General features: G+C 72.0%; 7 protein-coding genes. 6 read left to right on the top strand and 1 reads right to left on the bottom strand.

The features are described from left to right. Window positions 1-100: 100 nt before the first annotated feature. From BJ999_RS32070 to BJ999_RS32050, 5 genes are all read left to right on the top strand, one after another. A complete protein-coding gene (locus BJ999_RS32070; RefSeq protein ID WP_179836725.1) occupies window positions 101-2,797 on the top strand; it encodes an alpha-L-rhamnosidase in 2,697 nt (898 codons plus the stop codon). A gap of 79 nt (window positions 2,798-2,876) precedes the next feature. Then, window positions 2,877-4,157, top strand: coding sequence for an ABC transporter substrate-binding protein (locus BJ999_RS32065; protein WP_179836724.1), 1,281 nt, complete (start codon window positions 2,877-2,879; stop codon window positions 4,155-4,157). Window positions 4,158-4,160: 3 nt separating this feature from the next. Continuing rightward, complete coding sequence (locus BJ999_RS32060) at window positions 4,161-5,132, top strand: carbohydrate ABC transporter permease (RefSeq protein ID WP_179836723.1); 972 nt, start codon at window positions 4,161-4,163, stop codon at window positions 5,130-5,132. Continuing rightward, window positions 5,129-5,956, top strand: coding sequence for a carbohydrate ABC transporter permease (locus BJ999_RS32055; RefSeq protein ID WP_179836722.1), 828 nt, complete (start codon window positions 5,129-5,131; stop codon window positions 5,954-5,956). Before BJ999_RS32060 ends, BJ999_RS32055 begins: the two co-directional genes overlap by 4 nt. A 157-nt stretch (window positions 5,957-6,113) precedes the next feature. Next, window positions 6,114-9,788, top strand: a complete 3,675-nt coding sequence (locus BJ999_RS32050; protein ID WP_179836721.1) for a glycosyl hydrolase — start codon at window positions 6,114-6,116, stop codon at window positions 9,786-9,788. 42 nt (window positions 9,789-9,830) lie between these two features. Here the strand turns inward: BJ999_RS32050 and BJ999_RS32045 are convergent, their stop codons facing one another. Then, on the bottom strand, window positions 9,831-11,417 hold the full coding sequence (locus BJ999_RS32045) for an alpha/beta hydrolase (RefSeq protein ID WP_218935320.1): 1,587 nt from the start codon (window positions 11,415-11,417) through the stop codon (window positions 9,831-9,833). Between the two features lie 311 nt (window positions 11,418-11,728). Here BJ999_RS32045 and BJ999_RS32040 point away from each other — a divergent pair, with 311 nt between their 5' ends. Then, window positions 11,729-14,263 (top strand): collagenase, encoded by a 2,535-nt coding sequence (locus BJ999_RS32040; protein WP_308427260.1) that lies wholly within the window; start codon window positions 11,729-11,731, stop codon window positions 14,261-14,263. Window positions 14,264-14,269 lie beyond the last annotated feature (6 nt).

Genomic DNA, 14,269 nt, shown 5'->3' with positions numbered 1-14,269 from the left:
GAACCTTGACACCCTGATCAGCGCCCTCCTACTCTCAAGCTCACATTTTTCACGTTAACTTCACAGCCAACTTTGTTGGGATTGCGATCGGAGCGGGTGAGTGACGGGTTCCCTGGGCCGAGGGCTCGCGCCGTACGGGCTGCGCTGCGACCACCGGGTGGAGCCGCTCGGGGTCGACGAGCCGGCGCCGCTGCTGTCGTGGCGGCTGGCCTCCGGCCGGCGCGGGGACGCCTCCACCGGTTTCCGGGTCCGGGTCCGCGCCGAGGACGGCGCCCAGCTCTGGGACACCGGCGCCGTGGCCGAGCCGTCCGCCGTCTCCGTCCGCTACCGCGGGCCCGCGCTGCGGCCCCGCACCCGGTACCGCTGGACGGTCGAGGTCACCGACGCGACCGGCGCTTCGTCGCGGGAGGAGTCCTGGTTCGAGACCGGGATGCTGAGCCCGTCCGCGTGGTCGGCCGCCTGGATCACGCACGACCCGTCCGTCCAGGACGTGGTGGACGCGCCCGAGGAAGGCGAGCTCGCCCTCGCCGACCACGGCCTCCGGCCGGCCGTCCGGCTGCGGAAGGCGTTCGAGGCGGCCGCCGCGCCGGTCGCCGCGCGCCTCTACGTCACCGCCCGCGGCCTGTACGAGATGCGCCTCAACGGCGCGCGGGTCGGGGACGCCGAGCTCGCCCCCGGCTGGACGGACTACCGCGACCGTGTCGACTACCAGGTCCACGACGTGACCGGCATGCTGCGGACGGGCGCGAACATGCTGGCCGCCACGGTCGCGGACGGCTGGTGGAGCGGGTTCGTCGGGTTCGACGAGCGCCGCTCGGGCGCGCACTACGGAACGTTCCCGCAACTGCTGGCCGAGCTGCACCTCGTGCACGCCGACGGCTCCACCGACGTCGTCGCGACCGGCGGCGACTGGCAGAGCGCGCGGTCGCCCGTCCGGTACGCCGACCTGCTGATGGGGGAGTGCCACGACCTGCGCCGCGAGACCCCGGGCTGGGACCTGCCGTCCGGTGACCGCGACGGCGCGGGATGGCGGCCCGCCCGGGTCGCCGCCGCCGACCGGAGCCGGCTCACGGCCTCGGTCGCGCCGCCGGTCCGCGCCGTCCGGGAGCTGCCGGCGCGGTCGGTCACCCGGATCGCCGGGGACCGGTTCCTGGTCGACTTCGGGCAGAACTTCGCCGGACGCGTCCGGCTCACCGCGCGCGGGCTGGCGTCCGGCGACCGGGTGGTCGTCAGGCACGGCGAGGCCCTGGACGAGGCGGGCGCGCTCTACACCGCCAACCTGCGCACCGCCGACGCGACGGACGTGCTGATCGCGGGGGAGGACGCCGAGACCGTCTTCGAGCCGCGCTTCACCTACCACGGCTTCCGGTACGCCGAGGTGACCGGCCTGGGCGCGCTCGCCGCGGCCGACATCACCGGCGTGGTGCTGCACAGCGACACGCCCTGGGCGGGGGAGTTCACCTGCTCCGACCCGGAGGTCGACCGCCTCCACCAGGCGATCTCCTGGGGGCAGCGCTCCAACTTCGTCAGCGTCCCGACCGACTGCCCGCAGCGCGACGAGCGGCTCGGCTGGCTGGCCGACGCGCAGGTCTTCCTGCCCACCGCCTGCCTCAACGCCGACGTCGCCGCGTTCTTCGACGGCTGGCTGCGCGAGGTGCGCGGCGCGCAGTCGCCGGACGGAGCGTTCGGCAACGTGGCGCCGAAGATCGCGGGAGTGGCCGACGAGGGCGCCCCGGGCTGGGGCGACGCGGGCGTCCTCGTTCCCTGGCATCTCTACCGGGTGTACGGGGACGAGCGCTTCCTGGAGCGCAACCTCGACGCCATGTGCGCCTGGGTCGACCACGTCCACCGGAACAACCCCGATCTGGTGTGGACCCACCGCACGGGCCCGCACTTCGCCGACTGGCTCGCGCCCGCCCCCACCCCGCGCGACGTCCTCGCCACCGCCTACTTCGCCCGCAGCGCCGCGCTGACGGCGCGCGCCGCCGAGATCCTCGGCGCGGACGAGCCCGCGGCCCGGTACGGCGCGCTCGCCGCCGACGTCCGCACGACGTTCGCCGAGCGTTTCGTGTCGCCGGACGGGCGGGTCCACGGCGACACCCAGACCGCCTACCTGCTGGCCCTGGCGTTCGAGCTGCTCCCGGACGAGCTGGTCCCGAACGCCGTGCGGCGCCTCGCCGCACTGGTCGAGGAGGCCGGTCCGGGCCTCACCACGGGGTTCCTCGGCGTCGGGCTGATCGCGCCTGTCCTCGACGCGCACGGCCGCGCCGATCTCGCGCACGCCCTGCTGCGCCGCACCGACCCGCCGTCCTGGCTGTACCCGCTGCGCCACGGCGCGACCACCGTCTGGGAGCGCTGGGACGGCTACACCACCGAACGCGGCTTCCAGGCCGCGGCGATGAACTCCTTCAACCACTACGCGCTCGGCTCGGTCGGCGAATGGCTCTACCGGGGCGTCGCCGGCCTCGACCAGGCGCCCGGCTCGGCCGGCTACCGCGAGCTGCTGGTGCGGCCGCGTCCCGGCGGGCTGACCGCGGCGAGCGCCCGCTACACGTCGGTGCGCGGGCTCGTCTCCACCGCCTGGACCCGCCGCGACGGCGTGTTCGAACTGCGGGTGGCGGTACCGCCGGGCGCGACCGCCACCGTCCACATCCCCACCGACGACCCGGGCGGGGTGCGCGAGAGCGGGATCCCGGTGGCGGACGCCCCCGGGGTCTCGATCGCCGGAACGGCGCGGCGGGAGCTCCGCTGCCGGACCGGCTCGGGGGAGTACCGCTTCACGGCGGCCCTTCAATGACGTCCGTCCCCCTGCGGGACGGCCGCGGCCGGGACCGCCGCCACCCCGGCGGTCCGCGCCGCGAACGCGAGGAGGAAAGATGACATCGTCGTTCCAGAGGGCGGCCCTCAGCCGCCGCGGATTCCTGCGGTGGTCCGGGGGAGTCGCCGCCGCGGCCGCGCTGCCCGCCGGCCTGGCCGCCTGCGGGGGGTCGTCCGGCGGCTCGGGGACCCTGCGCCTGGTGGGCGTCGCCGACCAGCAGAAGGCGCTCGACCTGCTCACCAAGGACTACACCGGGGCGAAGTTCAGCACCTCGTTCGCGCCCACCGACCAGGTGCAGACGTCGGTGCGCACCCAGCTCGGCGCGGGCAACGCCCCCGACCTGCACGTGGTCTTCCCGGGCAACGGCAGCGCGATGAGCATGGCGCAGATCGCGCAGGCCGGGCTGCTCGCCGACCTGAGCGGCCAGGCGTGGACGAAGAAGATCCCGGCGAGCCTGAAGCCGGCGTTCCAGAAGGACGGCAAGACCTTCCTCTACTCGGCCGGGTCGAGCGTCATCGGCGCGATCTACAACACGAAGGTCTTCGACAAGGCCGGGGTCGAGCCGCCGAAGACCTGGAGCGAGTTCCTCGACGTCTGCGAGAAGCTCAAGAAGAAGGGCACGGTCCCGATCGCGCTCGGCGCGCAGACCCCGTGGGTCACGCAGCTGATCACCTACGCGCTGGTGCCGTCCACCGTGTACGCCAAGAACCCGCAGTTCGACAGCCAGATGCAGGCGGGGTCGACGTCCTTCGCCCAGTCCGGCTGGGTGCAGGCCCTCGAGATGTACCTGGACCTGCAGAAGCGCGGGTACTTCAACGACAACCCCAACGGCACGACCTTCGAGCAGCAGACGTCCATGGTCGCCACCGGCAAGGCCGCCATGGCGATCCAGGTCTCGGCCGTCCTGCCCGACTTCCGCAAGGCCGCCGCGAACGCCGCCGACCTGTCGATGTTCCCGGTGCCGGGCGCGGACGACGCGGCGCAGGTGCGGATCCCCGCCGGGGTCGTCGTCGGGCTCGGTGTCAGCGCCCGCAGCAAGAACAAGGACGCCGCCGAGAAGTTCGTCGCGTTCCTCGGCGAGCAGCAGAACATCAACCGCTGGGCCGAGGCCGTCGCCTGCGTCCCGCTCGTCCGCGACTCCTCCTCCAAGATCGACCCGGTGCTGGAGCCGTTCCTGCCGTACCTGGACGGCGACAAGGCCGACCCGTTCATGGACCAGGCGTGGCCGAACGCCGAGATTCAGCCCGCCCACTTCGCCATGGTGCAGGAGCTGCTCGCGGGCAAGACCACCATCGCCGAGGGCCTGGCGAAGCTGGACGAGACCTACCGGAAGAAGTAGCCCGTGTCCCCGACCGCACGTCCGGCACCGGCCGCCTCGGCGGCCGGTGCCGCGGGACCCCCCGAGAGGGCGGCGCGCCTCCCGGCGCCGCCCCGCCGCCGCCGGAGCCGATTCCTGGCCCCGCCGTGGTGGTTCGCGGCGCCCGCCCTGCTGGTGTACGCGCTGATCGTCCTGTACCCGAGCGCCAGCGGAATCGTCTACGCCTTCACCGACTGGAACGGCATCGGCGACCGGTCGTTCGTCGGCGTCGACAACTTCGACCGCCTGCTGCGGGACGACGCCGCACGAGGGTCGCTGGTCAACACGCTGCTGCTGACGGTCGCGATCGTGGTCGTCCAGAACGGCATCGGACTGCTGCTCGCGCTGGGCGTGCACACGCGCATCAGGTCGCGCGCGGTGCTGCGGGTCGTCTTCTTCGCGCCCGCCGTCGTCAGCCCCGTGATGGTGGCGTTCCTGTGGAAGTACGTCTACAACCCGGCGCCGGACGCGGGGCTCAACGGGATCCTCGGCGCGGTGGGCCTCGGCTCCCTGCGCCAGGACTGGCTCGGCGACCCCTCGCTGGCGCTGTGGTCGGTGGCCGGGATGGTGATCTGGCAGTTCTCCGGCTACTCGATGGTCATCTTCCTGGCGGGGCTGGAGGGGGTGCCCGTGGAGCTGCACGAGGCCGCGATGATCGACGGCGCCGGCCGGTTCCAGCGGTTCCGCAGCGTGACGTGGCCGCTGCTCGCGCCCGCCGTCACGATCAACGTCATGCTGTCCACCATCGGCGGGCTCAAGCTGTTCGACCAGGTGTACGCGGCCACGAGCGGCGGGCCCGGCCACGCCAGCGAGACGCTCTCGACCGTCCTGTACAAGCAGGCGTTCGTCTTCGGCAACTACGGCTACAGCACGGCGATCGCGCTGGTGCTGGCGCTGTTCGTCGCCGCGGTCTCGCTGATCCAGATCCGGTACCTGCGCGGTCGGGAGGTGGCATGAGCCTGCGCTACGGACTGCGCACGTTCGCCCTGGAGGTCGTGATGATCGCGGTCGCCCTGGCGTTCCTGTTCCCGGTGTACGCGCTCGTCACGCTGTCGCTGAAGGACAAGCAGCAGATCGCCTCGGCGCCGCTGTCCCCGCCGTCGTCGCCGACGCTCGGCAACTACTCCGACGCCTGGTCGCGGGCGTCGCTGGGCTCGGCGCTGCTGAACAGCACGGTGATCACGGTGGTGAGCCTGGTGGCGCTCATCGCGATCGGGGCGTTCGCGGCCTACTTCCTCGCCCGCTGCGCCTCGCGGCTCGGCTACACGCTGTACGTGCTGTTCCTGCTCGGCATCGTGCTGCCGTTCCAGCTCGGCATGATCCCGCTGTTCAAGCTCGCCGACGCGGCGGGCCTGCTCGGCACCTACCAGGGCATGATCATCTTCTACACCGGCATCCAGCTGCCGTTCACGATCTTCTTGTACACGGGGTTCATCCGGGCGCTGCCGGGCGACTACGCCAACGCGGCGCTGATCGACGGCGCGGGCCATCTCCAGGCCTTCACCCGGGTCGTGTTCCCCTTGCTGCGACCGATCACCGGCACGGTGCTGATCCTCAACGCCGTGTTCATCTGGAACGACTTCTTCACCCCGCTGCTGTACCTGGGCGGATCGGCGCGCGAGACGGTCCCGGTGCGGGTCTTCGCCTTCGTCGGCCAGTACGTCTCGGACTACGGCCTGGTCTTCGCCGGCCTGGTCCTCGCCGCACTCCCGATCATCGTGATCTTCCTGGTGCTGCAGCGGTATGTGATCAAGGGGTTTGCGAGCGGGCTCAAGGGATGAGCGGAGCGAACCGGGGGGTGTGGGGGGTCGTCCCCCCACGGGGAGCAGGGATGAGCGGAGCGAACCGGGGGGTGTGGGGGGTCGTCCCCCCACGGGAGCAGAGATGAGCGAAGCGAACCGGGGGGTGTGGGGGGTCATTCCCCCACCGGAGACAGGGATGACCGCGATCTCGGGGCGGTTGCGGGAGGTGCTGGACGCGCCGCCGCGGGCGTTCTCGCCCGCGCCCATCTGGTGGTGGAGCGGGGAGCGGCTCGACCGGCGGCGGCTGCGCGACCAGCTCGAACGGTTCGCCGAGGGCGGCGTCCACAACCTGGTCGTCCTGAACCTGGCGCCGTCCGGCCCGATGTTCGGCGCGGACGCCGACGATCCGCCGTTCTTCTCCACCGCGTGGTGGGACCTGCTGGACGCCGTCTGCGAGGACGCCGCCGAGCTGGGCGTGTCGCTCTGGTTCTACGACCAGCTCGGGTTCTCCGGCGCCGACCTGCAGGCCCGCCTGGTGCGGGACGTCCCGGACTACGCGGGGCGGTGGCTGCGGCCGGACGGGACGGCGGACGTGCGCGGCTTCGACTACCTGTCGGCCGAAGCGTGCGCGGAGCTCCTGGACCGTGTGCACGGCGAGTTCGCGCGGCGGCTGGGGCACCGGCTCGGCACGGTGATCGTCGGGTCGTTCCAGGACGAACTGCCGTCGCTGCCGACCTGGTCGGAGGGGTTCGCCGGGGAGTTCGAGCGGCGCCGCGGCTACGACCTGACGCCGCATCTCGGAACGCTGTGGGGGAGCGGAGGCGGGGACGCCTTCCGGGTCCGCCGCGACTACCACCTCACCCGCGCCGAACTGGCCGAGGAGGCGTTCTTCCGGCCGCTGGCCGACTGGCACGAGCGGTACGGCCTGCTGCACGGCTGCGACCAGCAGGATCCGGCGCGGGCCGGGCTCCCCGTGGACGGGGTCCGGCTGTACGCCGACTACGCGCGCACGCACCGCTGGTTCGGGGCCCCCGGGTCCGACCACCACGGCGACGCCCGCGTCCACTCGTCGCTCGCGCACCTGTACGGGCGGGACCGGACCTGGATCGAGGCGTTCCACTCCAGCGGCTGGGGCGGGACGCTGGAGGAGACCTTCGACTGGTTGCTGCCCTGGCTTCGTGCCGGGGCGACCCTCTACAACCCGCACGCCGTCTACTACACGACCAAGGCGGGCTGGTGGGAGTGGGCGCCGCCGTCCACCGACTGGCGCCAGCCCTACTGGCGGCACCACCGCGTCTTCGCCGACGCCGTCGCCAGGCTCTGCGCCGCCCTGTCGCTGGGGCGGCACGTGTGCGAGGTGGCCGTGCTGTTCCCGACGGCGACCGCGCAGGCCGGGACGCGGCTCGACGGCGTGGACCCGGACGCCGGGCTCGCCCAGGAGACCTACCGGGACCTGGTCGGCGACATGGCGTGGTTCCGGATGGTGCCCGGCGTGCTCGACCGGCTGGGAATCGACGCCGACGTGGTGGACGACGACTCCGTGCAGCGCGCCTCGGTCACCGAGGGACGGCTGGACGTCGCGGACGAGTCGTACGGGGTCGTCCTTCTCCCGTCCTGCACGGTGCTCGAAGGGGAGACGGCGCGCAGGCTCACCGCGTTCGCCGAGCACGGCGGCCGTGTCGTCGCGGTCGGCGCGCCGCCCCGCCGCGGGGTCGGCGACCCGGGCGCCGACGAGGCGGTGGCCGGGCTCCGCGCCGTGCTGGAGGTCGTGCCGGACACCGGCGCTCTCGGTGCCGCCCTCGCCGGCGTCCGCCGGGTGGACGCGCCGGTGCCCGCACTCGTCCGGGAGGTCGACGGCACCACGCTGGTGTTCCTGACGGCCGCACCGTCGATGGCCAGCCGCGTGTCGGTGGGACGGCCCGACGAGCGCGGGGCCGACCTCGGCTGGCTCGACGTGACCTACGACTTCGATCCCGATCGGTACCTGAGGGACATGCGGGTGCGGGTCCGCGGCGTGAGCGGCCCGGCGTTCGTCGCGAGCCCGTTCGGGGGCCCGCCGCGCCGGTTGGAGACGCGCGCGGTGGACGGGACGTCCGTCGAGACCGTCGTCCCGTTCGACGACGGGCCCGCTGCGCTGCTCCTCTTCCCCGGCGGTGAGGACATCGCCGTAGCGGGCCCCGTCCCGGCGGGTCAGGAGACCGTTCTCGACCTCGGCACCTCCTGGACGATGGACCTGGTTCCGACCCTCGACAACGCCTGGGGCGATTTCGCCCGGCCCGCCGGTCACGACGTCCTGCTGGAGCGCTGGACCATGAGTCACCGGACGGAAGAGGAGTCAGAGTGGTCCGAGGCGCACGCGACGTTCGGCCCGCACGGTGTCTGGTCCAGGGAGAGTGAGGGAACGTGGCGGCCCTTCGTTTACTCCGACTCCCGCGGCATCCGCAAGGACACCCTGCACCGCGCCTTCCTCGGGCCGAAAGGACACGTCCCTGAGGAGTTCCTCGACTTCGGGGACGTCCGGTCCGATGACGTGGTCGTGCTCCGGACCCGCCTGACCGTGCCCGGCGAGGGCGGCTTCGTGGCCGTCGGCGCGGCCGCCGCCAAGACGCTTCGCGTGGACGGCGTCGCGGTCCCCCTGGACGACCAAGGCCACCTGGCGATCGCCGAGACGCCCGTCCCCGCCGGTGACCATGACGTCGAGGTCCGGCTCGCCCCGGGCGAGGACGTGCGGCTGCGGGCCCACCTCGCCGTCGTCACCGACCGCGGGCGCTACCGGCGGCCGGAGTGGATCACTGCGGCGGGGCCCGCGCGGCCGGGGGCCGAGGTCGCGCTCAGCGTCCCCCTCCCGGCGTCCGCCGCCGGCGCGGCGCTCCAGGTGGCCTCGGCCGCGCCCTGCCGCGTCCTCGTCGACGGCGAGGAGATCGGCCGCCAGGGAGGGTTCGACCCGTACGCCGAGCAGGAGGTCCCGCGCGTCGGCCGCTACCGCGTGACGGGCGGCCGCCTGACCCTGGTCCTCACCGAGGGCGGCCCGCCTCCCGCGGTCCTCGTGGACGGACCGGTCGTGTCCGGCGCGGGCTGGACCGCGGCGCGCGACGGCCACCCGGTGCCCGTCGCGGCGCGGCGCGGGCAGTACGGCGACCCGGCGTCGATGCACCTGCGGCGGCGGCCCCATCCGATGCCCGGCGCCGCCTGGCTTGAGGACGACCCGGACACCGACGTCGTCCTCCCGGCAACGCTCGCGATGCCGGACGCGGTGCCGCGAGTCGAGAGGCTGCGGTTCGCCGTCCCGCCCGGTGCGACAGGCATGGCCGTGGACGTCCGAGGCGAACTTCTGGAGGCGACCCTGGACGGCGAGCCTCTGAAACCGGCCGCCGAGATGCCGCTGCCCGGCCCGGAGTCTTCACCCGGCCGGATGGCGGAGCTGCGGATCCGCACCCTTCCCGGTCACCGGGCGGGTGCGGCACTCGCGGGGCCGGTGCGCTTCACCGTGGGGCCCGGGACGATCGAGCTGGGCGACTGGGAGGAGGCGGGCCTCTCCGGCTACAGCGGCGCCGTCCGCTACCGGCGCTCGTGCCGCCTCTCGGCGCCCCCGGCCGCCGCGACGCTCGATCTCGGACGGGTGCGCGGCACCGCCGAGGTCACCGTCAACGGTGCCCCCGCCGGGGTCCGCATCTGCGCCCCGTACCGTTTCGACGTCGGAGCGGCCCTGCGCGAGGGTGACAACGAGATCGAGATCCTCGTCTGCGGAACCCTCGCGCCCTACCTCGACGAGGTGAGCCCCACGCATTTCGTCTTCGATGGCCAACGAGCCTCGGGCCTCTACGGCCCCGTCCGACTTCTCATGGAGGCACCGGCCGCCGGCGGGCGCTGACCGAAAGGGACAGTAGCGCCGCACGGCGGCCGGTACCCCACGTCACCTCACGAACTGGCGCGGTAGGGCGGTCGCCTGCGCGCGCGTGGCCGCGGCCGGGGCGGGCGTGACCCAGACCGGTGCCGGGTCAGGGTTCTTGGCGCAGGTGCGGTCGACCAGGCCGCGGTCCGACGGCACCTTCCCTCCGCGGAGATAGTCGACCAGGAGGTCGTCGAGGCACGTGTTGCCCGCGAACGTGATGGCGTGGCTGCCGCCACCCCTCTCCACGACGAGCCGTGCGCTCGGCAGGGCCCGCGCCATGGCGAGGCCGCCCTCGTACGGTGTCGCCGGGTCGTCCGTCGCCTGGAACAGCAGCATGGGCGGCAGCCCCCTGCCGGTGATCCGGGTGCGGTTCCCCGCCTTGACGGGCCAGGTCAGGCAGCCCGCGTTGAACCACATGTTGTTGTAGGTGTAGAAGGGCGCCTTCTCGTTGACCTTCGCCTGGTCCTTCCGCCAGTACCGGAAGTCGCGCGGCCACTTGCTGTCGCTGCACATCACGGCGTTGTAGAGGTCGAAGGAGTCGTCCGCCGGGTCCGGCGCCGCGTAGCGTTCGTACGCGGTGACGAGAGGCGCGCTGTCGCCCGAGTTGGTGTAGGCGGACAGGACCGTCGCGAGCCGGGGCCAACGCAGGACGTCGTAGCCGCCCGCGACCTGCGTGTCGTCGAACTCGTCGGGCCCGATCCGGCCCACGGGGTGCTCGCGCAGCCGGGTGCGCATGGCGTACCACCGGGCCTCGACCTCGGCGGGGTCGGTACCGAGGTGGTAGACGCCGTCGGCCTTGGCGACCCACGCGGTGAACGCCTTGAACCGCTTCTCGTGCTGCAGGTCCTGGAGGACGTTGTGGTCGTACCAGGAGACGGACGGCCCGACGATGCTGTCCAGGACGAAGCGGCGGACGTGCCGCGGGTACAGCTGGGCGTAGGTCGAGCCCAGCGTGGTGCCGTACGACCACCCGAAGAAGTTGATCTTCTCGGCGCCGAGCGCGCGGCGGATCGACTCCATGTCCCCGACATGGTCGACCGTCGACAGGTGCGGCAGTAGCCAGGAGTGCTTCTCGGTGCACTTGGCGACGTACCCGGCGGCCTTCTCCAGCCACGCCCCCGTGGTGCCCTGGCCGACCTGGAAGTCGGGCCGCGGGCCGTCGAAGTAGTGCGGGTCGCACGACATGCGCGGCTCGCTGTGCTGGGATCCGCGCAGGTCGAAGCCGATCCAGTCGTAGGCGGCGGCGACGTCGGGCGGCAGTCGGGAGGGGATCCAGCTCGCCATCCACAGGCCGCTGATCCCGGGCCCGCCCGGGTTGAGCAGCATCGGCCCCTGCCGCTCGCCCGGGGGCGCGGTGGCGGGGAGCCGGTTCAGCGCGATCTTGACCGTGCGCCCGTCCGGCCGGTCGTGGTCGAGCGGCACCTCCAGCATCGCGCACTGCAGCGCCGGGGTCGCGGCGTCGCCGCAGGACTTCCAGTCCAGGCGTGGCGGGTCCCCGGCCGCCGCGGTCGCCGGCGGCGGCCCGGCCAGCGCCGCGGCCGCCAGCACGCCGCCGCACATGACGAGCGCGGCGCCCGCGCGTGTCCTGCTCGGTCGTCTCACAGACACCTCCAGAGTATGAGTGACATTGCAGTGTACAATTTCACCATTCTCTCGTCATTGTCCGGAAACGGCATGCGGCGCGCCTCGCGGCCGAAGACGGGGCGCCACCTCGAAGAATTCCTTTCCGATGTCGCCGGTGAGGTCCGCCCGGGCGGATCCATAACCCAGATCGATGGGGCGGTGTATGACCACGGGCCGTTTCCGCCCCAGACACTGCGGGCGCACGCTTTTCCGACCCTCCGGGCCTTGGACCCCGGAGTCCTGCGAATCCGTCCGGCACCCCCACCGGACGCCCGCCCCATGGAGGAAAACCCCCCGTGAGAAACAGACGCAGATCGACCCGCTGCCTGCTGGCGTCAATGGCGGTGGCCCTCGGGACGACGTTCCTGGTCGCGCCCGCGAGCGCCGCCCCGAAACCCCCTCCGGCCAGCATCCGCCCGGACGGCGGCGACGCGCGCCACGTCCAGAAGGCCCCGCTCCCCGCCAAGGACCGGCCGCCGCTCTCCGCGGACAAGAACGAGCTGAAGAGCAGTCCCGACCAGCCGAAGAAGCCGGCGGAGCACAAGCGTCCTTCCATGAAGGGCGCTCCGAAGACGAGCGCGAAGGCCGCCGCCGCCGCGTGCAGTGCGAGTGACTTCACGAGCCGTTCCGGAAGTGCTCTCGTACAGCAGATCAAGTCGTCCACGACCGACTGCGTCAACTCGCTGTTCAGCCTCACCGGCACCGACGCGTACTACGCGTTCCGCGAGTCGCAGATGGCGAGTGTCGCCTATGGACTGCGCGACAACGCGGTCTACTACCCCGGCGACAACAGCACCGGCACGGCCCAGCTGGTCCTCTACCTGCGCGCCGGCTACTACGTCCACTGGTACAACTCGTCGACCGTGGGGACCTACGGCCCCACCCTGAAGACGGCGATCCAGTCGGGTCTGGACGCCTACTTCGGCAACTCCAAGTCCTCGACGGTCAGCGACGCCAACGGCGAGGTCCTCGCCGAGGCGGTCACGCTGATCGACAGCGCGGAGGAGAACGCCCGCTACATCTACGTGGTCAAGCGGCTGCTGACCGGCTACAACAGCTCCTACGACGCGTCGTGGTGGATGCTCAACGCGGTGAACAACGTCTACACGGTGCTGTTCCGCGGCCACCAGGTCCCGGAGTTCGTCTCGGCCGTCGGGTCCGACCCGAGCCTGCTCGACACGCTCAACTCCTTCGCCGCGGGGCACCTCTCCCTGCTCGGCACCGACCGCAGCTACCTGACCTCGAACGCGGGGCGCGAGCTGACGCGCTTCGTGCAGCACTCCGCGATGCAGGCCAAGGTCCGGCCGCTGGCCAAGGGGCTGCTCGGGCAGAGCGCCATGACCGGCAAGACCGCGCCGCTGTGGGTCGGCGTCGCCGAGATGACCGACTACTACGACAAGGCCAACTGCTCCTACTACGGCACCTGCGACCTGGCGCAGCGGCTCGCCGCGAACGTCCTGACCATCAACCACACCTGCAGTTCGAGCATCAAGATCCGGGCGCAGGACATGACGGCCGCCCAGCTGTCGGACAGCTGCGCCAGCCTCCAGAACCAGGACGCCTACTTCCACGGGCTGGTGAAGGACGGGAACAGGCCCGTCGCGAACGACAACAACACGACGATCGAGGTCTGCGTCTTCGATTCGAGCACCGACTACCAGACCTACGCCGGTGCGATGTTCGGCATCGACACCAACAACGGCGGCATGTACCTGGAAGGCGACCCGGCCGCCGCGGGCAACCAGCCCCGATTCATCGCCTACGAGGCCGAATGGGTGCGCCCGGCGTTCCAGATCTGGAACCTCAACCACGAGTACACGCACTACCTCGACGGTCGCTTCGACATGTACGGCGACTTCAACTCCAACGTCACCACGCCCACCATCTGGTGGATCGAGGGATTCGCCGAGTACGTCTCCTACTCCTACCGCAAGGAGGTCTACGACGCGGCGATCACCGAGGCGGCGCGGAACACCTACGCGCTCAGCACCCTTTTCAACACCACCTACAGCCATGACACGACCCGCATCTACCGCTGGGGCTACCTGGCGGTGCGGTACATGTTCGAGAAGCACCCGAGCGACGTCGCGACCGTTCTCGGCTACTACCGGACCGGCAACTGGAACGCCGCCCGGACGTTCCTGACGAGCACCATCGGCAGCCGCTACGACAGCGACTGGTGGACGTGGCTCGCCGCGTGCGCGTCCGGTGCGTGCGCGGGCGGCGGCGGAGGCGGCAACCAGTCGCCGACCGCGGCGTTCTCGGCCTCGGCCAACGGGCTGGCGGTCTCCTTCACCGACCAGTCCGCCGACTCCGACGGCACCATCGCCTCCCGGCGGTGGGACTTCGGCGACGGCGCCACCTCGACGTCGGCCAACCCGTCCCACACCTACGGCGCGGACGGCACCTACACCGTCTCCCTCACCGTCACCGACGACAAGGGCGCCACCGGCACCGCGACCAAGCAGCTGGCGGTGTCGGCCGGAGGCGGCGGCGGAACGACCGAGTGCACCGGGACGGACACTCGCCAGCTCGGGCAGAACTGCCAGCGCAGCAACCTGACGGCCACCCAGGGCAACCTGGCCTACCTGTACCTCTACGTGCCGGCCGGCACGCAGTCGATCAAGATCACCTCGTCGGGCGGCACCGGCGACGCCGACCTCTACTACAGCTCCACCAGCTGGGCCACGTCGACGTCCTACACCCAGCGGTCCGTCAACACCGGCAACAACGAGACCCTGACCATCACCAACCCGCCCGCGGGCTACAACTACATCAGCCTCTACGGGAAGCAGGCGTTCAGCGGAGTGACGGTGAAGTCCCAGTACTGATCTGAC

Origin of the sequence: Actinomadura citrea, from assembly GCF_013409045.1 — a bacterium.
Lineage (GTDB): Bacteria > Actinomycetota > Actinomycetes > Streptosporangiales > Streptosporangiaceae > Spirillospora > Spirillospora citrea.
Note: the sequence above shows the minus strand (reverse complement) of the source record. Positions and strands in the feature narration are given on the sequence as shown.